The sequence below is a fragment of the Vibrio phycocola genome (assembly GCF_053850235.1).
This window is the reverse complement of the sequence record NZ_JBSQDJ010000002.1, coordinates 622,518-645,240: the sequence shown is the minus strand read 5'-3', so window position 1 is coordinate 645,240 and position 22,723 is coordinate 622,518. Positions and strand designations below refer to the sequence as shown.

21 protein-coding genes, 2 pseudogenes and 1 riboswitch are annotated in these 22,723 nt (G+C 41.9%); of the genes and pseudogenes, 10 read left to right on the top strand and 13 right to left on the bottom strand.

Features of this window, described 5'->3' with window-relative positions; translation table 11 throughout:
* Window positions 1-544: 544 nt before the first annotated feature.
* Window positions 545-1,369: pseudogene (locus ACWU4D_RS06215) on the bottom strand (transposase); the annotation flags it as partial.
* A gap of 173 nt (window positions 1,370-1,542) precedes the next feature.
* Between ACWU4D_RS06215 and ACWU4D_RS06210 the strand changes: the two are divergent.
* The 6 genes and pseudogenes from ACWU4D_RS06210 to ACWU4D_RS06185 all read left to right on the top strand — a co-directional run bounded on the left by ACWU4D_RS06210 (window position 1,543) and on the right by ACWU4D_RS06185 (window position 4,264).
* Entirely contained in the window at window positions 1,543-2,016 is a 474-nt protein-coding gene (locus ACWU4D_RS06210; protein ID WP_456050532.1) for a TIR domain-containing protein, read from the top strand.
* A gap of 2 nt (window positions 2,017-2,018) precedes the next feature.
* Complete coding sequence (locus ACWU4D_RS06205) at window positions 2,019-2,903, top strand: DUF4231 domain-containing protein (RefSeq protein ID WP_456050531.1); 885 nt, start codon at window positions 2,019-2,021, stop codon at window positions 2,901-2,903.
* 72 nt (window positions 2,904-2,975) lie between these two features.
* A complete protein-coding gene (locus tag ACWU4D_RS06200; RefSeq protein WP_456050530.1) occupies window positions 2,976-3,365 on the top strand; it encodes a TIR domain-containing protein in 390 nt (129 codons plus the stop codon).
* A 94-nt stretch (window positions 3,366-3,459) separates the two neighbouring features.
* Window positions 3,460-3,660, top strand: a pseudogene (locus tag ACWU4D_RS06195) (transposase); the annotation flags it as partial.
* Window positions 3,661-3,750: 90 nt separating this feature from the next.
* The gene (locus ACWU4D_RS06190) at window positions 3,751-4,005 is read left to right on the top strand and encodes a type II toxin-antitoxin system Phd/YefM family antitoxin (RefSeq protein ID WP_456050529.1); all 255 of its coding nucleotides are present in this window, start codon (window positions 3,751-3,753) and stop codon (window positions 4,003-4,005) included.
* Entirely contained in the window at window positions 3,998-4,264 is a 267-nt protein-coding gene (locus ACWU4D_RS06185) for a Txe/YoeB family addiction module toxin (RefSeq protein WP_456050528.1), read from the top strand. Before ACWU4D_RS06190 ends, ACWU4D_RS06185 begins: the two co-directional genes overlap by 8 nt.
* A 97-nt stretch (window positions 4,265-4,361) precedes the next feature.
* On the opposite strand, the gene cobO is transcribed toward ACWU4D_RS06185, so the two are convergent.
* The 3 genes from cobO to ACWU4D_RS06170 form a co-directional block, all read right to left on the bottom strand.
* Complete coding sequence (cobO, locus tag ACWU4D_RS06180; RefSeq protein WP_456050527.1) at window positions 4,362-5,000, bottom strand: cob(I)yrinic acid a,c-diamide adenosyltransferase; 639 nt, start codon at window positions 4,998-5,000, stop codon at window positions 4,362-4,364.
* Window positions 5,001-5,040: 40 nt separating this feature from the next.
* Window positions 5,041-5,190, bottom strand: coding sequence for a hypothetical protein (locus ACWU4D_RS06175; protein WP_456050526.1), 150 nt, complete (start codon window positions 5,188-5,190; stop codon window positions 5,041-5,043).
* 223 nt (window positions 5,191-5,413) lie between these two features.
* A riboswitch (cobalamin riboswitch) is annotated at window positions 5,414-5,628 on the bottom strand.
* Window positions 5,629-5,675: 47 nt separating this feature from the next.
* Complete coding sequence (locus ACWU4D_RS06170; RefSeq protein ID WP_456050525.1) at window positions 5,676-6,428, bottom strand: amino acid ABC transporter permease; 753 nt, start codon at window positions 6,426-6,428, stop codon at window positions 5,676-5,678.
* A gap of 91 nt (window positions 6,429-6,519) precedes the next feature.
* On the opposite strand from ACWU4D_RS06170, the gene ACWU4D_RS06165 reads away from it, so the two are divergent.
* Window positions 6,520-7,296, top strand: coding sequence for a transporter substrate-binding domain-containing protein (locus ACWU4D_RS06165; protein WP_456050524.1), 777 nt, complete (start codon window positions 6,520-6,522; stop codon window positions 7,294-7,296).
* Window positions 7,297-7,440: 144 nt separating this feature from the next.
* On the opposite strand, the gene nhaC is transcribed toward ACWU4D_RS06165, so the two are convergent.
* From nhaC to ACWU4D_RS06130, 7 genes are all read right to left on the bottom strand, one after another.
* A complete protein-coding gene (nhaC, locus tag ACWU4D_RS06160) occupies window positions 7,441-8,886 on the bottom strand; it encodes a Na+/H+ antiporter NhaC (protein WP_456050523.1) in 1,446 nt (481 codons plus the stop codon).
* Window positions 8,887-8,979: 93 nt separating this feature from the next.
* Window positions 8,980-9,975 carry a succinylglutamate desuccinylase gene (astE, locus tag ACWU4D_RS06155; protein ID WP_456050522.1) on the bottom strand — a complete coding sequence of 332 codons (996 nt, stop codon included), beginning with the start codon at window positions 9,973-9,975 and terminating at the stop codon, window positions 8,980-8,982.
* 7 nt (window positions 9,976-9,982) lie between these two features.
* Window positions 9,983-11,326 (bottom strand): N-succinylarginine dihydrolase, encoded by a 1,344-nt coding sequence (astB, locus tag ACWU4D_RS06150; RefSeq protein ID WP_456050521.1) that lies wholly within the window; start codon window positions 11,324-11,326, stop codon window positions 9,983-9,985.
* 17 nt (window positions 11,327-11,343) lie between these two features.
* Window positions 11,344-12,816, bottom strand: coding sequence for a succinylglutamate-semialdehyde dehydrogenase (gene astD / locus ACWU4D_RS06145; protein WP_456050520.1), 1,473 nt, complete (start codon window positions 12,814-12,816; stop codon window positions 11,344-11,346).
* On the bottom strand, window positions 12,813-13,862 hold the full coding sequence (astA, locus tag ACWU4D_RS06140) for an arginine N-succinyltransferase (protein WP_456050519.1): 1,050 nt from the start codon (window positions 13,860-13,862) through the stop codon (window positions 12,813-12,815). Before astA ends, astD begins: the two co-directional genes overlap by 4 nt.
* Before the next feature lie 4 nt (window positions 13,863-13,866).
* Window positions 13,867-14,910, bottom strand: coding sequence for an arginine N-succinyltransferase (locus ACWU4D_RS06135; protein ID WP_456050518.1), 1,044 nt, complete (start codon window positions 14,908-14,910; stop codon window positions 13,867-13,869).
* Entirely contained in the window at window positions 14,907-16,127 is a 1,221-nt protein-coding gene (locus ACWU4D_RS06130) for a bifunctional succinylornithine transaminase/acetylornithine transaminase (protein WP_456050517.1), read from the bottom strand. The genes ACWU4D_RS06135 and ACWU4D_RS06130 overlap by 4 nt, the downstream gene beginning before the upstream one ends.
* A 564-nt stretch (window positions 16,128-16,691) precedes the next feature.
* Here ACWU4D_RS06130 and ACWU4D_RS06125 point away from each other — a divergent pair.
* Both ACWU4D_RS06125 and msrB read left to right on the top strand, forming a co-directional pair.
* Complete coding sequence (locus ACWU4D_RS06125; RefSeq protein WP_456050516.1) at window positions 16,692-17,165, top strand: Lrp/AsnC family transcriptional regulator; 474 nt, start codon at window positions 16,692-16,694, stop codon at window positions 17,163-17,165.
* A gap of 188 nt (window positions 17,166-17,353) precedes the next feature.
* Complete coding sequence (msrB, locus tag ACWU4D_RS06120) at window positions 17,354-18,496, top strand: peptide-methionine (R)-S-oxide reductase MsrB (RefSeq protein WP_456050515.1); 1,143 nt, start codon at window positions 17,354-17,356, stop codon at window positions 18,494-18,496.
* Window positions 18,497-18,542: 46 nt separating this feature from the next.
* Here the strand turns inward: msrB and ACWU4D_RS06115 are convergent, their stop codons facing one another.
* The gene (locus ACWU4D_RS06115) at window positions 18,543-19,439 is read right to left on the bottom strand and encodes a LysR family transcriptional regulator (RefSeq protein ID WP_456050514.1); all 897 of its coding nucleotides are present in this window, start codon (window positions 19,437-19,439) and stop codon (window positions 18,543-18,545) included.
* A gap of 102 nt (window positions 19,440-19,541) precedes the next feature.
* Between ACWU4D_RS06115 and ACWU4D_RS06110 the strand changes: the two genes are divergently transcribed.
* Window positions 19,542-20,165 carry a glutathione S-transferase family protein gene (locus ACWU4D_RS06110; RefSeq protein ID WP_456050513.1) on the top strand — a complete coding sequence of 208 codons (624 nt, stop codon included), beginning with the start codon at window positions 19,542-19,544 and terminating at the stop codon, window positions 20,163-20,165.
* 140 nt (window positions 20,166-20,305) lie between these two features.
* Here ACWU4D_RS06110 and ACWU4D_RS06105 read toward each other — a convergent pair whose 3' ends face one another.
* Window positions 20,306-22,543: a putative bifunctional diguanylate cyclase/phosphodiesterase gene (locus ACWU4D_RS06105; RefSeq protein WP_456050512.1), complete on the bottom strand. Its 2,238-nt coding sequence runs from the start codon at window positions 22,541-22,543 to the stop codon at window positions 20,306-20,308.
* Between the last annotated feature and the right edge of the window lie 180 nt (window positions 22,544-22,723).

The following is a 22,723-nucleotide window of genomic DNA, read 5'->3' as shown; positions in this document are numbered from 1 at the left end:
TATTTTGCTTGGAGTCGTTTGTCGCGTTCTTTCTTGTTATCGGTCTCTCGATAGAGGAGCCATCGCTTAATCGAACTGCGACAAATGAAGGCTTTAGTTGCAGCTAAAGCCTGGGTCTCACTTTACCCTAAACTGGGAATAAGGTGTTATTAGGTGGGTTTATTGTCCATACAAGTTGCTTAAACGGAAAAATAACAGTTGGCCATCGCTTCGCGATTATATCCAACCGTTATTTTCCGCTTAGCAAGGCGTTGAGGCTGTAGGGTTTCTCTTTTTTGAGTTGATTTTTTAGTTTTTTCGCTGATTTACTCAGTCAGAAATTAAGCAGATACTGTGCGACCATGTTTGCCTTCAGGCGACAATTATAGAGGTTAGGAACGGTGTGTGAATTTAGCGTAATATTGGGTAAGAAATAGAGGGTTTACCTTCTATTTTAAGTGATTTCGCAGCTTTTCTATATAGTGTAGCATGCTGAACATCGCCCATTGGGCGTTCACTTTCTCTTTGCCTCTTAGCGTAAATCGATTCATTTGTTTGTTAACGGTAATGTTTGTTGCTCTCCGACGCTTCCCCATACTTGGCTATGAAGAATAATTTGATGTTTATCATCAGTGATGGCAATACCGTTATAGCCTTGAATCGTCCCTTTGGAGGTGGTCATTTTAGCGCTGTCGTTGTCGGTGATATTGCTTTTGATGGGTTTTTTATTGCTGCCTAACTTATCTTGGTTGTGCGCTAAAAACTGGGTAATTTTATCGGCACCTCTATCGAATTTTTCTTTTTGTTTTAAGTCGTGTTCGAGGAGGCTTTTGGCGATTGAGTCAAGGTGTTGATGACGTTCAAGAATACGTTTACTTGAACGCTCTAGTTTATCTTTTTTTCTTCTAAGCTCTTCGTGTGTTCCTCTCCATTCTTTACTCGCATTGGATGATATTTTGCAGACATCAATCGCAAACATATTTCGTCCGATTAAGCCTTGTTGGTCACATATAATGAGAACTTGAGTGAATAATGGCTCGATGGTGTCTTTCATCTGAGCGATGAAGGCTGCGATAGTGGTTAAATGCGGTCTTTCATCGCCAGGTAAGCACATGAAAGTAACATTGTTTATGCAGGCTCGTTCAATTCTCCGACTGGATAACATGCCGAGCGAGTAAGCGTAAAAGATAATCTTGAGCATGATAGAAGGAGGGTATGCGGCAGCGCCATTTTTATCATTGTGATATAAGGTATTAAACGGCGATAGGTCCAAGTGATTATCAACGATGTGCGCGATAGCGAACTCAATAGTTCAGGGTATTAATTGCTCATCGATACTGACAGGAACGAACATATTTTGATTTGAATAATCGGTTTTGAAGTTTGGCATGACCGCATCTAAATATGTGAATGATGGTGATTAGATCACAAGGAGTTAATGCATTCAAGCTCATACCGTGGTGAAATAGGGGTAAGATCAAAATCAAGAATGAGGCTAGGTAGAAATTCTACAGCCTCGTTATACGTTTTAGGCAACTAATCAATTAACTGATGGAGAATACGATGGGATTAGCAAGAGCATTTGTCGGGTTTAGTAGCACAGATATTCATAATTACAGGCTAATGCAAGCATGGAAAGCAAATAATAACATTGATTTTAACTTTGCTGACTGTCAACTTAGTAGTGCATTAAATTCACAAAATGAAGCGTACATAAAAAGAAAATGCCGTGAACGTATTAATATGGCTGGAAAATATGTAATGCTTATTGGGAACGATACTAAAAGTAGACATAAATATGTGCGCTGGGAAGCCGAAGTTGCAATTGAAAAAGGTTGCACAATTATCGGTGTCAATTTAGATGGCTCACGTAATATGGTCAGGGATACTTGCCCACCAATCATTCGAGATATTGGTGCCATTTTTGTACCTTTCTCCCCTAAGATAGTTGCTTATGCAATTGAAAATTACAGTATGCCTAATGATAATGACAATTATCATTACCTTGAACATATCTATAAGAATCTAGGATATTGATAGTGTCTGAAAACAACCTAAACGAAGATGATTTTCCTGCGTTATACCAATCGGCAGATCAAGCATCTTTAACAGCACAGTCAAATTATTATTTTGCGCTTAAAAGTTACCTGTTTTTACTTGTGATCGCAGCCTTAATTTCATTTTATTATCCGGCAGATTTAATTGGGGCTTTAGCATCTGCTTCACTATTCCTAATTACATTATGCATATTAATTTGGCTTAAAGTCCAAAAACCTGAAGATACTTGGTATAACGGGAGAGCTGTTGCTGAATCGGTCAAAACAAGGACATGGCGCTGGGTCATGAAAGCTGAGCCTTATGATCAAAATGTACCGGATGAGCAAACCAGAAAAGAGTTCTTATCTGATTTAAAAGCAATTCTTGATCAAAATAGGTCTTTATCAGCACATTTACAGTCAGAAAAAACTAATGGGAATGCCATTTCAACTCAGATGTTCAACATCCGAAATTTATCTTTAGAACAACGGTTGAGTATTTATAAAAATGAAAGAGTAAAAAACCAAGCTGATTGGTATGCAAAAAAATCTCTTTTTAATAAACGCAGAGCTAAGCATTGGTTCATTGTTTCTGTTGTATTACACGCAGTTGCAATAGCACTTCTGTTATGGCGTATCACAGCACCATCACTGTCATTGCCCATCGAGGTAGTTGCAACAGGAGCAAGTGCTGTTTTAACTTGGCTTCAAGCTAAAAAGCACAATGAGTTAAACTCATCATATTCACTCGCAGCACATGAAATAGTGTTAATAAAAAGTGAAGCTGAATCAGTTGCTTCAGATAAAGAATTATCTAATTTCGTAGTGAGCAGCGAATCGGCTTTTTCACGCGAGCATACACAATGGTCTGCGAGGAAAAATGGATAAAATTAATATCCATAAACTAATGATTAAATGTTCTTGGTTTATAGTTTGTTCAATTAAATAAAGGAGTATAAAGTGGCAAATAGAATCTTTGTTTCTTACAATTTTAATGACCGAGAAATCAGTCGTAGTATTAAAGGTTTTACGCAATCACATGGAGGTCCAGTAAGAGGTAATTTCCTTTTTGTTGAAAATGATGTTTCAGCATATGGGGATACAGCTATAGATAAAGAAATTAAAAGCGTTATGTCTGGCTGTGATTCTGCCTTTTTTGTTATAGGGAATAATAACCATAATAGCCCTTGGATTAACAGAGAAGTTGTTCTTGCAATATCTAATGGACTTAAAATTGTAATTTCTCGCTTTCCTAATTCTAATGGTGGAGTGCCAAGTCAGCTAAGGAATATACCTTATACTGAAGTGCAGTGGACACCTTCCGATATAGCTAAAGAATTAAATAAATAGTGTTGTGATATAAACGTATAACAAGTTAACCAACTGGACGTATAGTCTTCCCCCGCTTTAGTGGACACCTCCTCATTACACTGAGGAGGCTAAAATGCCCAAATATACCCAACCAAGAAAAACATGGTTCTATCCTGTTAAGTTCAAGATTAAAGCCGTCGAGCTAAGTTTAAGATAAGATGTTAAATCCAAGGATGTCGCTCTCGCTCTTGATATTCACCCATTTATGCTTAGCCGTTGGCGAAAAGAGCATAAAGACGGTAAATTTACTCAAACACCTCGTTATAAAGGCGATGGAGTTAAACCTCTAAAATAGCTCAACACTTGCACAATATATTGAACAAGATATACTTGTCTTATATTTTGTACATGTAAGGGCGAAAATATGAAGGTGGTTAACTTCTCCGAAGCTAGAAACCAGCTCAAAAGCGTATTAGACCAAGTAGTAGATGATGCTGACTATACGATTATCACGAGGCGTGATGCAGATGATGCCGTTGTCATGTCTCTAGATCAGTTTAATGGGCTAATGGAAACGGTTCACTTGTTAAAGAGTCCTGCTAACGCTGCTCATTTAAGCAGATCAATCCAGCAATATCGAGCCGGTCAAACTGAAGAGCATGGATTGCTCGATGATTGATATATTGGCATGGACCAAGGAGGCTTGGTCTGATTATTTATATTGGCAAGGGCAAGATAAGAAAACGCTCAAGCGTATAAACAAACTTATAACGGACACTCAGCGCAGTCCGCTTGAAGGAATAGGTAAGCCCGAACCCCTCAAAGAAAATTTAGCTGGGTTTTGGTCCCGGCGCATTGATGATAGTCATCGGTTGGTATACGCAGTTGACGATAACAAACTTACGATAATTTCTTGTCGTTACCACTATGAAAAATGATTTAACCAAGCAATCAATTTTGCTTCGGTAACCTAAATAACAAAAGCGCAAGGACATGCTCCCCACTAAACAAAGCATGCCCCAGACTAAACAACCCTTACCAATCCAATCCTTTCTGCGCTTTAACACCAATTTGAAACGCATGTTTTGTCGGTTGCACTTCTGACACGGTATCCGCTAACTCTACGATGCGGCGATGACACGCACGACCTGTGATTAATACATGCTGCATCGGTGGGCGGTTAGTTAACGCTTCAACAATCTCATCGAGATCGATATAACCATACTTGATCATGTACGTCATTTCATCCAGAAGCACGATACCCAATTCTGGGTTGGCGAGCATCTCTTTGGTTCTTTCCCACGCTTTTTGCGCTGCGGCGATGTCGGTGGCTTTACTCTGTGTTTCCCACGTAAAACCAGTACCCATTACGTAGTGCTCGATTGGGAACTGCTTCAAAATATTAAGCTCGCCGCACTCCCATTTAGTGCCCTTGATAAATTGCACGATGCCCGGCTTTATACCATGACCTAGCGCTCTTAAAACCGTTCCAAAACCTGACGTGCTTTTGCCTTTACCGTTACCTGTTATGACGACTAATACACCGCGTTCTTCCGTTGCGTTGGCAATACGCTTATCGACATTCTCTTTAATTTTTTGCTGTCTGGCTTGGTGCTTACGCTCTTCTTCGTCTGATATTTGGACTTTATCTTTGTTGGTGTTGTTGTCAGTCATATTAGTTCTCACAGAGTTATTGAAAAATACCGAGTGTCGATTACTCGTTACTAATCAGAATTAATTTACCGGTTTCAGGGTCGCGATAGACTTGACCCATCGACTCATAACCGGATTGGCTTTTGAGCTGTGGCCCAAGAGGTTCTTGTTCTTCAGAGTCGAACTGACTGCTTCGCCATGAACTACTCATGCTTGGACGACCGTTTCTATTGGATTAAATAGTCAAACGGTGGTGTAGAAATCAAAGTGAATCAGCAACGAGAGGATTGATGAGAAGGCCGTTTTGATAAGAGTAGTGAAAATATCCAGTTGTCTAAATACGCCATAAACAAAGGTATTCAGAGCGAACGATATTCAATTTATCATGGTCCATCATGCGTTACTTATTTCCCTCTGAATCACCGCCCACCGCAGTTGTCGAGTAGAGTTAGGCCGGTCTCCGGACTTCTGATCAACGCGTTTGCAACCCCTTCCCATATCGTACGCTGGTGCGCGTTACGTAATACAGTGGTTTGGTTGCCGCTCACAGTTACCGTTGCGGGGGCAGTACTGGATTTTAACCAGTTTCTCGTTTCACCATCATAGACAAAGAGAGTCTTGATAAGGCACCTAAATCGCGCTTGATATTACGTGAAATAGTTATTATTTACAATGTCAGAATAACAATGAACGTCACTAATGACTGGGTATTTCTAAACGTTTCTCGAGCATTCTTACCCCTTGAGAAACAATCAGAATAAGCAGTAAGTATTCCAGTACCAGAAAGGTGTAAATCTCAAGTGGCAAGTATTCATTGACCACGAGTTCATTAGCTTTGCGCGTTAAATCACTCAAACCAATCACACTAACGAGAGATGACATTTTTAGAATATAGACAAACTGATTACCTAACGGAGGAAGAATTTGACGAATGGCGAGTGGCAATATGATTAATCTCATTTTCTGCCAATAACTCAACCCTAGGGATTCAGCCGCTTCATGTTGCCCTGAAGAGATTGATTGAATTCCGCCACGAAACACTTCCGCAAGAAAGGCGCTCTCGGCAATGGATAGAGCTATCACACCCGCCCAAAAGTGATTCAGGCTAATATCTAAGAGAGTAGGCAGGCCGTAATAGACCCAAAGCAGTAAAACCAAGACGGGGATTGAACGAATGATTTCAACATAAACCCGATTGGTTACTCGTAGCGTCTTCGAATTAGACAGCGCAAGAAAGGCAATAAATAAGCCAATGATCATTGCAAAGGCCATACTGATTAACGAGATATTAATGGTGTCGTAAAACCCAGAAACCAAAAATCCCAAGTTCGCAGAGCCTTGTGGCGTATTGGGGTTCAAGACGTACCAGCCCCATTGATAATCGCTGCACCCAGTTAACAAAAACAGAGATAGGAAAAGAATTAACGATGTTTTATAAGTGAACTGCATGATTAGTCTCTAGATTTTTAGAGTGTAAATGATATGTTAACTACTACTGGGCGTAAATCTATTAAATACTCTTTACCAAAAAGGAATTACCATGAAAAAGTGGATCATACTGTTTTTCGCTGCAATGTTAAGTATAGGTAATGCTGCTGCCGAAACCAGCCGTTTACAAGAAATTCTAAATTCAGGTGTATTAAGAGTCGGCACTACTGGCGATTGGAACCCGATGACCGTGAAAGATCCTGCGACTAACAGCTACAAAGGGTTTGATATCGACATCACCACGGAACTCGCCAAAGATTTGGGAGTAGAGGTCGAGTATGTTGCGGCCGATTGGAAAACCTTGGTCAATGGTATCACCGCGAATAAATACGACATGACCGGAAGTGCGTCGTTAAATATGTCTCGTGCTAAAGTTGCTGGTTACAGCCAACCATATTTTTACTTAGCATTTGTACCTGTTGTACAAAAGAATTCGTTGGATAAATTTTCCGATTGGAGCGATATCGACAAAGCTGATGTAAAAGTCGCGGCTACGTTAGGAACGGTTCAAGAGAAAATGGTGAAAGACTTTTTCCCAAATGCAGAGCATATCGTTATTGAAGCGCCAGCTCGTGATTTCCAAGAACTGTTAGCTCGTCGTGCTGATGTCTCTGTTACGTCTAACGTCGAAGCGGCAACCTTGATTGAACGCTTTAAGCAGTTGGCTATTGTACCGGTGAAAGAAGCACGTAAACCAACGCCTATTTCTATGCTTCTACCTCAAAGTGACCAAGTTTGGATTAACTACATCAATCATTGGATTGAGTTAAAAACCACTCAAGGCTTCTTTGATGCGACAGCAGCGAAATGGGGACTGAAGAGTCTATAGGCGCAATTTAGCCCCAACATTAATCAAGACAGATTAAACCTTCGAGAAACAGAAAAATTCCGATACCAAGTTTTTGATATCGGACTTTTATTATTTGAGTATTAGAGTTCTAACACATCAATAGACATTGGTGAGAGCGGAAACTTACGAATTGGAGTCTGCTAACTCTTGTTTTACTTCCACAGTGTCTTCTTTTTTGTCATCAATTCTAGTAATTGTCCATCCCATGACACCAAATAGAATCGTGACAAGCGGAGATAACCAACAGAAGAATGCGAACGGAAGGTAAGCAATCGTTGCTACACCAAGAGTCGCTGCTTGGTACGCACCGCCCGAGTTCCAAGGAATCAGGTTCGCCGTTACCGTCGCTGAATCTTCAACCGCTCGTGATAGGTTTTCGGGAGCCAATCCACGTTCTTCATAAGCGGATGCATAGGTACGCGCGCCCATAACAATCGACATATATTGATCACACAGAATCATGTTTGACACAACGCCCGTCGCGACTGTTGAGGTGATCAATCCACCATCTGAACTTACTGAGGAAAGAACTTTATCGGCAATCACTTTCAATTGTCCAGTTCGTTCCATAACACCACCAAACATCATCGCTGATATCACGAGGCTTATGGTGTACATCATTGAATCCATACCGCCACGAGTTAGTAGCGAATCGACATCCTCGTTACCTGTTGCGCCTTCAAAACCATTAAATGCGGAATTCAAAAGAGACTCGTAACTTGCATCTTGAAGACCAACTCCAATGATTGCAGCAGACAAAACACCTAGAGTGATACCTGGGATTGCAGGCATTTGCTTGTAAGAAACAAAACAAACCAATAAAGCAGGCAAAATCATCACGATGTTTATAGTGAAATTTTCGTCTAATAAAGTTAATACTGTGTTGATGCGTTCGATATTGCCTTCAGTGCTGCTGTAGTGCATCCCCAAGAATATTTCGATAATTAACGTTAACCCAATCGAAACGCCGGTAGTGTACGACATGTGCTTGATATGGGTGAAAAGATCCGTGCCCGCAAGTGCTGGCGCCATATTCGTGGTGTCCGAAAGCGGTGACATTTTGTCTCCAAAATACGCACCGGATAACACGGCTCCTGCAACAATTGGAAGTGGAAAACCAAGACCAGAACCTATTCCCATCAACGCAACGCCGACGGTACCTGTTGTTCCCCAACTGGTACCCGTAGCAAGAGAAGTAATGGCACAAATGATCACTGCAGAAGGAAGAAAAATTGATGGCGATAAAATGTTGAGACCGTAGTAAATTAGGGTCGGCACAACGCCCGCTAAGATCCAGACACCAATTAGGATCCCAACGATAATTAGAATGATCGTAGCCGGAAGAGCATTAGTAATTCCTTTAACCATTCCGTCTTGGATGTGTTGCCAAGTAAAACCACAGCGCAAAGCTATGATTGACGCAACGATTACCCCCATCAACATAGGAATTTGTGGGTCGAGGCCATAAATAACGATTGAAACGACGATGCCGACGACAAGTGATAGTAACGACACTATTGCTTCCCAAAAATGGGGGGTTCTCGCGCCAGTTGGAATATCAGTATTCATATTTAACTCCCTTTAGAGTAATAATTAGTATCCGTTCATGTATATATCTGTGGTACTGAGTCAGCGATTTCGCTGGATTGTATTGCTCCTTATCTAGTTGATCATTGTTCTAAGTGCGGGTTCTTTTTCCAACAATAATCCTGCCCGAAAGCCGACGTTGACATGGTTATTTGGAAAAAGAATATATCCGGTTTCAGGTTGTACTCGATACTCATTCTCACCGTCAGTTGTGAGGATGAAATCTTTTGGAAAAGCGGTGAAGTTTTTAACGTCATCATCAACATTGAGCTTGAATTGAGGGCTTGATTTGGTCAGAACTTCTGCGACTCGATAGACCTGTAGCTCGCTACTGACCGCGTCTCGAGGAAGCACATCGCTAATTACGTCAATCAAGCCTTGTTCAATGCGGTTAAATTGGCGTAAATCGTTGGCCCCAAAAGGTTTCGCTTTTCCGAGTTCTAAGGTGCAACTTGCGGCACCAAATTCATTGCTGCTGAAATAGCTAAATGTAGCCGAAGGTGCATGATTAATGACGAGCGCTTCAAGCCCCATACTTTGTAATAAGCTCAAACTTTCAGCGCAGTAGTTCCCCTCACGTAGGTAGGGTAATACACCGAACCGTTGGTGATGAGAAGATCGAATTGCAGTATGCAGGTCAAAATGATGGCGAATATGTTGTCGTTCAGCTGAGTAAAAATCGGTCATTACTTGCTGAATCTCTTGCGCTCGTTGTGTTTCGTAGCAAGGCTTGTAACGTAAATAATGGTCGCTAAATAAGCGATTCATATCAATGTTTAGATAACGCTTCTCGCTGCGCATCGCCTCGAGGTTTCCAATAATAACCATCAATCGAACCTTGAGAGCTTGATGACCCGAAAGAAGGTTAGAGACGAGCGATGAAACAATTTCGATGGGAGCCGTTTCATTACCATGAATGCCCACGGAAATAACGACACTTTTACGGGTTGTTACGTTTGGTTCGAAGCTTATCATTCCGGGTGCTGGACGTGACCAAGTTAGGTATTCCGTTTGTCCCGAAGTCGAGCTCATTTTATCACCCGTAAGCGTCTCTGCTAGAAAATCAAACATGGTACGATTAACCTTTTTGGAATGAATAAATCGAACCCAATTTCATTATTTGGGTCAATTCGTCAAGTGCATTTCGGTTTTCCATCAATAGCTGCGGATCAGATAAATCGGACTCATGAAGTTGATCGCGATAATGTTTATTCACCCACGCGGTGAGAGTCTGATATAAATCATCGTTCATTAAAGCGTGCTGATTAACGGCTTGAAGTTCTTGGTTATTTAATGCGACCCGTAAGCGTAAACAGGCAGGCCCGCCGCCATTACACATGCTTTCACGCAGATCAAACACTCGCACTTCATCTATCGGTGAATTGCCTTGTACCAGTTCTTTGAGGTAAGCCCAAACTCTAGGGTTAGCACGTGACTCTTCGGGTACCACAATCATCATCTTGCCGCCTTGTTTGCTGAGAAGTTGGCTGTTAAATAGATATGTAGTTACCGCGTCACTCACGCTGACTTTATCGCTAGGTACTTGTATTGGTTCGAAATATGTACCGAGGTTTCTCATCTTTCGGTCAATTTCTGCGAAAGCAGAAGCGGTATCGAGAAACGCTTCTTGATGGTGGAACAAGACATTGCCATTGCTCACCGAAATAACGTCGTTATGAAATACCCCTTGATCAATCACATCGGGATTTTGCTGGACGAACACGGTTTTTTCGCCATCTAACTGGTGTAACCGTGCAACGGCTTCACTCGCTTCTCGGGTTTGACGAGCGGGGTACTTTTGGGGTTCAATTTGTCCACCAAAAGCTTGACGCCCGTAGACAAACACTTCGACACCGGCTTTGCCATAATCTGCACACAGACGGTTGTGGTTTGCAGCGCCTTCGTCACCAAATAGGCTTTGTTGTGGCAAAGCTCGGTGATGGGCGAAATGTTGTTCGCTGGAAAAAATCGATCTTAGGGAGTTGCTTGTCGTCTGCTCTTCAATCGCGCGGTGAAACTTACAATTGAGATTTGCGACGGTAAAATGAACCTTGCCGTCGCCGGTGTCTGCCGAAGGAGAAACCGTGGCAGCGTTGGCAACCCACATGGACGACGCTGAACTTACGTTCGCCAGTAATTGTGGAGCGTGTTGCGCGGCTTTTTGCAACACAACACTATCTTCACCGGTAAACCCAAGCTGACGTAGTGTTTCGATGCACGGGCGATCTTGTGAAGGGAGCACGCCTTGCTTAAACCCGAGATCAGTGAGAGCTTTCATTTTATCCAACCCTTGCAACGCCGCGAGCTTGGGATTCGCGACCGCACTTTTATTCGATGTTGACGCGACATTACCAAACGACAATCCAGCGTAGTTATGCGTCAGACCAACCAGTCCATCGAAATTTACTTCATATGCAGACATAAGCGCCTCCTTATTAATTAGTTAAAGTTTAAACCTGGGAGGTTTGTTTCTGGGCGCTGAATACGTTCGCTTTCCATCGAAGCCATTGGCCACGCACAGTAATCGGCGGCGTAATAGGCACTTGCTCTGTGATTTCCAGATGCACCGATTCCACCAAATGGGGCGTTACTCGAAGCCCCGGTGAGTGGCTTGTTCCAGTTGACAATGCCTGCGCGCGCTTCAATTAATAACTGCTCATAGAGATCGCGTTGCTTAGATATAAGCCCCATTGAAAGTCCATAACGGGTGTGATTGGCGATCTTTATGGCTTGGGTAAATTCTTCGTAACGAATTACCGTCAATAATGGACCGAAGTATTCTTCGTCGGGTAGCTTATCCACGTTAGTCACATCGATAATCGCAGGAGTCAACATCGCTGCGCCTTCTTCTACACGATTCATCTTAAGTAATGACGTCCCACCAAGAGCGCACAGAGAATCTTGAGCGGCCAGAAGCGTATCCGCTGCTTGATTAGAGATAACAGCACCCATGAAAGGCGCTGGCGTTGCGTCCCATTTACCCACGGAAATATCGCGAGAGACTTCGACAAGGCGATCGATGAATTGATCTCCGTCTTTACCCTTTGGAACAAGTAAACGGCGAGCACAAGTACAGCGTTGTCCTGCACTGATAAAAGCTGACTGAATTGTAATATTGATTGCGTCGTCGAGATTGTCATAGCTATCAATGATCAGCGCATTATTTCCCCCCATTTCTAGGGCGAGAATTTTCTCTGGTTGCCCTGCGAGTTGACGATGGAGTTGGTAACCTGTCCCCGCGCTTCCTGTGAAAAGAAGCCCATCAATGTCACTATGATTAGAGAGTGCAATTCCAGTTTCCTTAGCGCCTTGGATTAAGTTGATTACGCCATTAGGTAATCCTGATTTTTGCCAAATTTCTAAGGTGACTTGGGCGGTCCAAGGAGTCAGTTCGCTGGCTTTGAAAACGATACAGTTACCCGCAAGTAACGCAGGTACTATATGACCATTCGGAAGGTGGCCCGGGAAATTGTATGGACCAAATACTGCTAATACACCGTGTGGACGATGCCTCAATACCGCTTGACCATCTGGGGTTGGGGTTATTTTGATTCCAGTACGTTCGTGAAAAGCCTGAACAGAAATTTTGACCTTGTTTATCATGGCTTGAACTTCGGTTTTTGCTTCCCATTCCGGTTTACCGGTTTCTTGTGCGATTACTCGACCAACACGTTCCGCATCATTAGACAGGTTTTGCGAGAAGGTTTCCAAAACCTTGATTCGGTCTTCTAAATCTTGCTTAGCCCAACTAGGAAATGCGGCTCGTGCCGCTACTACCGCTAAGTCAACTTCTTGCTCAGACGCAGCATTACCAGACCAAAGAACGGCATTAGAACTAGGGTTAGTTTTGTCTAAGTGCTCGCCAGTACCTGAAAGCCAGCTTCCATTAATAAAGTGAGTGAGAGTGCTCATAATTCTTTTTCCTTTTCAAATAATGGGACGACGCGTATTGAGTCTTGATTACTTACATTGAGGACATCTGCTTGCTCTGAGGTCAGATAAATATATTCGTCATCGATAGCGGGCTCACCGATAATGGCGCGAAATGTTAGGTATTGTTCATTCCCGATTAATAGCGTTTGCTTACCTGGCGATAGTGTGTCGCTTGATTCATTTGCCACAATTGAGACGCGTCGTAATTCACTTTTTCTTACGATGCGTAGGTCATCGGTGTAGGCTTCGAGAGTTGGACCACCATCAAAGATATCGACGTATCCTTCATGGCGCAGTCCTTCGCTCTCGAGAATCTTTCGAGCAGGAATAGTATTGGTATGAACTTCACCTATCACTTGTTGTGCGGCTTCACTTAAGAAATCGATATAAATAGCGTGCTTTGGCATTAGCTCAGCAATAAAGGATTTATTTCCTATTCCGGTTTGATAGTCCACTTCGTCAAATGAAAGATTAAAGAAGTGTTTACCCAGTCCTTCCCAAAGAGGGGAGTTACCTTGTTCATCGGTATATCCACGCATTTCAGCAAAGAGTTTGTTTGAGAACAGTTCTTTAAACGCAGCAATGAATAAAAAGCGGCATTTTGACAGCAGATGGCCATTTTTATTCTTACGATAGTCGGGGTTTAGAAACAGAGTACAAAGCTCGCTATGTCCCGTATGATCATTGCTTAGGCTTAGCTTTTTCATCTTTCGGTAGATCCCGAGATCTTTTGAAGCGTGTACTTGAGTCCCTATGTGGAAGGTGTACCACGGGTCACCAAGGCCAATCGCGACTTCTATTGCACTTACGCCAACCATTTCTCCGGTTTCTGAATCTTCTAAAACAAATAAATACCCTTGGTCACAGAGTGGAGCAGTTCCTTGCTGAGTTGCCAGCATTCGATCGATCCGATTAGTGATGTGTTTTTCATCATGGGGTAACGAGGTAAAACCGGTGCCGGTTACTTCAGCCATCTGCAAAAGGGTTTGCGTATCTTGTTTCTCTATCGGGCGTATGAACATCATGATGTTAGTTCCTCACCTGATTGTGTGGAAATTCAGTAAGCGCAACGGCATGCACCATTGTTCCGACTGGAAGTTTAAGTTCGGTTAGATCATCAGAACAAATGTGAAGTTGGTCGCCTTCAAGCACGCCATTAATCAAATAGGATTTAAATCCATCTTCATGCTTGATACCGACCATGAATGTCTTTGGAGTGTCGGACTTTTCATTGGTTACTAACTGAACGAATTTCGTTTGTTGAGTTAGTAAAATATCTTTACGGCGGGCGGTTAGAATTGCCCCCGCATCAAAAATTTCGACGTAGTTGTCTGGGCCAAATCCCTGTTCAGTCAGCAGCGTATTCTGTAGAGCAGCACGCTCATGGATTAACCCAATGACGTCTTGCGCTTCTTTGTGCATTAGCGTCACATACAGCGGGTGATAAGGCATCATTTCAACGATGAACGTCTTTTCACGCGTACTGTTGTAATATTCGACCTGACTGTAGTCGATATCACAGAATTTACGGCCAACATGTTCCCAAAATGGCGCAACCCCGTGTTCATCAAAAATACCGGGTAACACCGCCATCCATTGGTCAGAAAACCGCTGTGGAGCGACTGACATATAGAGTAAACGCCCTAAGGTAATTACCGATGGGTAAAGACTTTCGGCGAATTCAGGATCGATATAAAATGAGCAGAGCTGAGAATGGTCGCTGAGATCATGATTAAGGATTAACGCTTTAACTCGATTGTTTACGTTGAGCTTTCGAGAAGCGTGAATTTTGAATTCTGTCCGATATGAATAAAATGGTGCCTGATTTCCCGCTAGGGCATTGATACCGCCCGTACCAAGAAGCCGCCCAGTGCTTGAATCTTCTAATACAAAAAGATACGACTCATTGCTTGGCGCGGTCACGGCTTTGGCAAAAGATTGCTTCGATTGCTCGACCTTGCCCAAAAGATGGGTATGACTTTCTGGAAGCGTAGAAACGAGAGGCCCACTAGCATTGGCGAACCGTTCTAGGTAACAGATATCATTTGGCTGTGCAGGTCGCAGAACGATCATTGTTGTGCGCTCCCTAGCCACGTGTCTAACGCTGTGGTGAATCGTGCTAATCCCGCTTCGATGTCAGATAAAGGAATGTTGAGTGCCGGAGCGAATCTCAGGATATCTGGTCCCGCAATTAGCATCATCACGCCTTGCTCAGCAACAAGGTTAGAAATTTCCTTAGACTTGCCCTTGTGTTCTTCAACGAGTTCGCAACCAATCAATAAGCCGACTCCACGTATATCTTTGAAGACATTTCGCGATTGATTAATTTCGTTGAGACGAGAGAAGAAGTAATCTTGGCGCTCGATGACACCTTGTAGAAATCCAGGCTGATTGACTTCATCAATAACGGCATTAGCCACCGAAGACGCAAGAGGGTTGCCTCCGTATGTTGTGCCATGAGTACCAACCGATAAAGTGGACGCTAATTTGTCAGTGGTGAGTACAGCACCAATCGGAAAACCGCCACCTAGCGCTTTAGCGGAAGATAATACATCTGGTACGACACCGTAGTGCATGTAGGCATAGAGGTGTCCTGTACGACCGACACCAGTTTGAACTTCATCGAAGATCAATAGCGCATCATGCTGGTCACACAATTCGCGCAGTCCTTGTAAGAATGTTGGGTCAGCAGGAACGACTCCGCCTTCACCTTGAACGGGCTCAACGATTACCGCACACGTATTCGAATTAATTGCGGTTTTAGCTGCTTCCAAATCGTTAAATGGAACGTGGTTAATCCCACCCGGTAATGGCGCGAAATCTTGTGAATATTTAGGCTGTCCGCCCGCACTGACGGTGAACAGGGTACGACCATGAAAACCACTCTTGAAGGCAACGATTTCATTTTTGGTTTCACCGTACTTATCATTGCCATATTTACGAGCTAATTTAAGTGCAGCTTCATTCGCTTCAGCACCGGAGTTGCAGAAGAAAACTTTATCCGCAAAGGTGTTTTCAACTAACTTTTTAGCTAGGGTCAACACTGGTTCATTAGTGTAACCATTGCCAAGGTGCCAAATACTGTCGGCTTGAGAAATGAGGGCTTGTTTTAGTTTTGGATGGTTATGCCCTAGGACATTAACTGCAATACCCGCGGTAAAGTCGATGTACTCTTTTCCTTGTTGATCGGTAATGATTGATCCTTCACCTTTCACAGGAATGAATGGAGCAGGTGAATAAGTAGGGACCAAATATTGATCAAAATCGCTTCGAGTTACTTCCTGTACCATGACTGTGCCTCTTAAATTGGTATTAACAAATCATTTAAATTAGCGCTGATGAAAACCGTTTCTAATGGAATATCAACACTGATTTTTCCTATGAGTTTGTAGTATGAATTCAAAATATTGGTATTGCTAGAGCAGGGACTGTGCCAAAAATAGTTGCTGATTCATTAAGTTAAAAAAACAATGCGTACAATTGAACTTTATGCGATGGAGAAGAAAATGCTGAAATTAAATTCGCGTTTAAACGATTTGATGAAATTAAATGCAAAAATAAATTTACATGATTTTGTGAAGTGAAACGGGATTGCGACTTATTCAAACTATTTTGAGTAGTGATGGTGCGCGTAAGCACTATTCTAGTGCGATCAATGTAGAGTTGTAATAAATACAGAAGGTGAAATGTTGTCATGCTTCCGCTTAAAGGCAGTTTTTTTTGTCCATGACAGTGGCATTGTTAAAAGAGCCAATCAAAGAAACTGGATTTAATTAATTTAGGATTGTAAGGTTAAAATAGGATAAACCACCGATGTAGTGATACGTCATTAATGAACGTAGAAAGATAACTTAATGAAAAAACTAGATAAAATAGATTATAAAATTATCGAAATACTACAAAAAAACGGTCGTGTCACCAATCAAGAGCTTGCGCGACAGGTCGATCTTGCTCCAAGTTCTTGTTTACTTCGGCTTAGGAGTCTCGAGGAAGAGGGGGTGATTAGTGGCTATCACGCAAAAATAAACCTTCACTCTGTATGCCGCTTTGTAACCTGTATTACCAGTGTCAATTTAAAGAACCATACCTATCAAGAGTTTCAATCATTTAAAGCGCTCGTTGAATCAATTCCCGAAGTGGTTGAATACTATACGGTAAGTGGGGAATCTGATCTCATACTGAAAATTATTTGTCGTGATATGGCGGCGTATTTGGCGATAAACGATAGGTTAATCAGCAGTAAGGACTATTCAGCGACAATTAATAGTTACGTTGTAATGGAAGAGAATAAAACCTTTTCTGGTGTCGACTTAGATACGTTGATCTAAATGTTACTAAAACTCCAATAAACCCACCATAAATGTCAAAAAATGTAAGCCCTCTATACTTGCTGTGATCGCGAATGTTAGTCTCGGGTTAAGTGAATTCAAAATATTTTTCAATTTTATGTAATATTCTTGTTTTAAGCACGTCTAACTAAGTACATAAACAGAAACCTTGGTTTAAGGAAATCAACATGAAGCAATTATCTAAATGGCTGTTCTCTTTCGGAGCATTATTGCCAATACTGGTTTTAGCTGTTATGCCGGATCGATCAGCAAACGCGGAAAGTAGTAATGCTATGCCAAAAGATAGCCAAGTTGCGACAATCGCGGGCGGTTGTTTCTGGTGTACCGAGTCCGACTTTGAAAAGCTTGAAGGTGTTTCCACTGTTGTCTCAGGATATGCAGGAGGGAGCGAAGAAACCGCGACTTACAAGCAGGTATCATCAGGAAAGTCTGGACATATCGAAGTTATTCAAGTCACCTATGACGGTGATGTATTAAGTTATGAAGAAGTTATTGATTACCTATTTAGACATATGAATCCTACCGATGGTGACGGTTCTTTTGTTGACCGTGGTCCTCAATATCGTCCTGCAATCTTCTATCATAACGCGGAACAAAAAACGATTGCAGAGCAGTTCATTCAAGATGTCGATGCAGCTAAGATCTACCCAGATCCTATCGCTACTGAACTGATCGAATATTCTGAGTTTTTCCCTGCTGAAGAGTACCATCAGGATTACTATAAGAAGAGCAGTATTCGTTATAAGTACTACCGTCATGCTTCAGGACGCGACCAATACCTAGATGATTTATTTGGCGAAGATCGCATTAAAAACCCAGTGACATTGCGTCAAATGATCGATCAAAAAAATCAATCATCAGCGGTAAAGCAATACGCTAAACCAACCGACAACGAGATTCGTAAGTCGCTGACTTCTTTACAGTATGAGGTAACTCAAAATGACGCAACGGAGCGTCCGTTTGACAATCTTTATTGGGATAATAAGGAGGCGGGTATCTATGTAGATATCGTGACGGGCGAGCCGTTATTTTCTTCAACAGACAAGTACAAATCGGGAACCGGTTGGCCAAGTTTTACTAAACCTTTGGACGGTAATTACGTTATTACCACCACGGATTACAAACTCTTTTACCCAAGAACCGAAGTCAGAAGTCGCTTTGGTGATTCCCACTTAGGGCATGTGTTTGAAGATGGCCCAGAGCCGACGGGATTACGCTATTGCATGAACTCTGCTTCTCTGCGCTTTGTACCTGCTGATCAGTTAGAGAAAGAAGGCTACGGCGAATATCTAAATTTATTTCAAGCATAAAAATATCCGTGACATTGATTTAATTTAAGCCATCTTAAATAGGTATTTAAGATGGCTTTTTACTCAGTTTTTCAACCACAAAATCAAGAAATACTCGTACTCTCTTCGGTTGATAGTCTCCACCTCGGAACAGAGCATTTATGGGGAAATGCAATGGTTCAAAGCCAATATCTAACTTTTGTAGACGACCAGATTTAACATAGCGCGCCGCGATAATATCGGATTGATAGCTGACTCCCATTGCCGATAACGTCAATTGTCGGATCAGGCGTGGGTTATTACTCCGAAATACACTGCGTACAGCCATGGTTGTTATTTCAGAATGTTGATTTAAACAAGAGGTAATAGGCCACCGAGCGGTAGGGTGAAGGTTGTTATCGATAAGACATGGGAGTTGCGCTAGATCAAGGTCGCTTTGACACAACTGCGCCAGTTCAGGTGCGGCATATAATGAACTCTGAGTTGTCATAATCTTACGACAGTTAAGGCTAGAATCGTCGAGCTCACTGGCGCGAAATGCAATATCAATTGCGTTTTCAACCAAATCGAGTTTTTGATTGGTGACGATAATATCGATCTCTACGTCGGGATAACGATGATGAAATTCGGGAATTATTGGGCTTAGTAACTCCTCTGCAAAACCTTGAGAAGCCGTGACACGTAATGGCCCAGAAGCGATGTTATGACTTAAATCGAGTTGGCTATACAATTTATCGACTTGCAATAATACCTGCTGTGCTTGAAGGTAATATTGCTTACCCGCTTGTTCAATAGATAGCTTACGAGTGGTTCGATTGAACAGTTTAGCTCCGATCTGTTTCTCGACTTGATTAACGTATTTAGACGTCAGCGATTTAGAAATACCTAAACGTTCCGCAGCAGCAGTGAATGATCCGGTTTCAATTACCGCAACCACTGTTCTCATTCCATCAATAGTGTCCATAGATTATCAACATTTGGGAAATTATCATTCCATAGTAGCGGGGTTTCTATTCATGGCAAGTTGTACTTTAATAGCCACAGGATAATTAAACAGGAAAATACAATGATAAAACTGTATTGGCACCCGATGTCTGGGCATGCACATAGAGCCCATATGTTGTTGAGTATGCTGGAATTGGATTTTGAATTGATTGAGGTAGACTTGCTCGCCGGCGAACAGCAACAGCCTGAATTTCTGGCGCTGAATCCTTTTGGTCAGGTTCCAGTGTTAGTGGATGGCGAAGCGGTTATTTATGATTCCAATGCGATATTGGTATATTTGGCCAGTGTTTATGACGAACAGCAGACGTGGCTTCCTCAGTCTCCAGTTGAGCGTGCGCATATTGAACAGTTTCTTTCATTAGCCGCGAATCGTTTAGCTGGCAATGTCGCTAAATTGCGCTGGGCAAATCTATTTGATCGTGACCTTGATAGAGAAACGTTAACTGAACAAGCCAATAAACTGTTCACTGAACTGCAAGGGTATCTGAAGAACCGAGAATGGTTGGTGGGTGATGTTCCTACAATTGCGGATCTGGCATTTTATTCCTATACAAAATTAGCTCCTGAAGGCGGAATCAATTTGGCGGATTTTCCACGAGTAGAAGAGTGGCTAGAACGAGTAGAAACCCTCTCAGGTTTTGTGCCAATGAATCTTTCAAACGTCGGGCTGCGGCACGAAAAATAGCTTAGTGGTGTGGGTTTAGATAAATAGTGAGTAGAGAGGTAGCAGTTAACACGCTACCTTAATCGCTTATACTTGTACGGAAACTATTACAGAATAGGAGGGAGTGAACGACTTGTTAGATCTAATTACATGGAATCGCTTTACGATTGGTCATTAAAACTGTTGATGAAGTGGATTGTTTCATCAGCGTTCATTGGTTTAGCAAAATAATATCCTTGAAATAGGTCGCAATCGCATTGTTTTAGAATTTCGTATTGCTCCTTGGTTTCGACACCTTCCGCGACACTTTTCATATTAAGTTGTTTGGCGAGTTTCAAGATGGTTTGCACAAGTGATAACGACTTTTGTTCATTCGTCATGGTCATAACAAAAGAACGGTCAATTTTGAGCTCGCTAATCTCGAGCTTCTTAAGTACCGATAAAGAGGAATAACCGGTCCCAAAATCATCTAGTGACAGCCTTATCCCATAGAACTCAAGTTGCTTACAAACCGGTCTGATATGTTGATTGTCGTCGATAAAAATAGATTCTGTCACCTCAACAATGATGGATGAACCACTAATACCATACTTCGTCATACCATCAACAATGAAGCGCAGAAAGCGTTTATCCGACAACTGCTGTATTGATACATTAAGTGACAACGATAATGGGCTAGATACATGCTCTTGAATATAGGAAAAGTCTCTAAATGACTTATCGATGATGAGGAAGCCCAAATCATTCATTTGCCCAGTGACCTCCGCTACATGGATAAACTTGTCCGGAGCAATCATTCCAAATTGTTCATCTTTCCATCTGGCAAGGGATTCTAACGATTGAACTTGTCCATGACGGTTAATCTGAGGTTGAAAAACCATAAAAGGAAGGTTTTCTTCAATGGCTCCACGTAATAGTTTTCCGATCTGAACTCGAGATTGATAACGCGCTAAAATACTTGAGGAGAGTGATGTTACGGAATTTCGAGACTTCTTGGCGTCCGATAAAGCAATGTCAGCCGACATCATCAAATCGTGATAGTCTTCTCCGTGTTCTGGGTAAGACACAATACCGACACTTGCCGTAATGGAAATGTGAGATGATTCGAGTAAATACGGTTCGGTGAGTATGGCTTGTAAGGAATCCCCATAACTCACTGGCGAGTGTTCTCCAATATCAGGTGTGATTAGCAAAAATCTATTGGCGTACTCCCGAACAACTAACGCATCTTTTCCCGCTTCAGACATGAGCCTCTGTGCAATTTTTATCAGAAGAGTGTCACCTACGGAGTAACCAAAGCCTTCATTTATATCTTTGAATTTATCCACATCGATATAATAAAGCGTTGCCACTTTATGGGTTGCTAACCAATCATTCAAATTGTTTTTCAAGTAGACTCGGTTAGGTAGATAGGTGATGTGATCGTGCTCGAGTTGATGTAATAGAGTGTCCTCATTTCTGGCTTCTATACGATTTATATATCGAGTCAAACCATAAAATATGATAAGCAAACCAATAATACCGAAGGTGAGTGGCAATTGTTTTTTAGCATAGGTTGCAACTAACTGTGAGGTTGGAATTGTAGAAACAAACCACAGGCGTAATTCTGGCATAAAAAATATTACCGCTTGATACGATTTGCCGTCTTTCGTTACGGTTGTAATTTCCGTTTGATGTCGATTGAATGAATTGTGACTAGAAATTTGATTGAAATACGACTCAGGGACTTTTTTGGATAAATCAGAATAGATGGATCGTATAGAAAACTGTAAATATTGGTCTTCTCTAATTATTTCATAAGAGTGGTACGCTTCATTACCTATTTTTTCAAAAAATAGCGGCATATTTTCAAATACAATCCCTGATGTTACGGCTAATAGAGGAGTGTTACTGTCCTTGATTCGACCAACATATCGTCCAAAAGGGATGACGGACTCCGTAGCGCCTTCGACTAAACTTACGTGACTACGCTTCATGATCGTGCCGTTGGGTAATTTGCTTTGTCTAAATAATTGAAGCGGATCGTCTTTATTTCGGTCGGGATGATGAGGAGTGAAGTTTGAGCTCGCGGCGATAAATGTACCATCCATCGTCATTACGGAAAGTGCTTTGATCCAAGAGTGTTGTTGCACTAGTTTGTCAATCAAAGGGTAATGAAAGTCATCTTCTGTAAGTTCAATTGAAATGAGATGCTCGCCCAATAGATCGAAGCTTGAGGAAATCTGAGAGAAAAATGCTGATGTAGAATCGGTAAATAGGGTTAAATGAGAATGTTGGTATTTTGCCGATTCCTCTTTTACCTGCTGCCACTCTTCTACCGAGTAAAATAGAAATGCGACACTCGTCGTAAGAGAAACCAGAATGAAAATAAGCCCAAAATGTTTTCTTAAGTTCATCATACCCGACTCGTTAGTTCAAAAGCTACTTTATAAACATAGCACGTTAAATGCGCGATACCATCTTAGATTCATATAAATGCTAACTTAGTTAAAACACTATCCAGCAACCCACACTGTTACCCATGACTCGAAGAAATGTCCAAGTGATAAATTAATTACTCTAATGAATGTTTTTTGCTT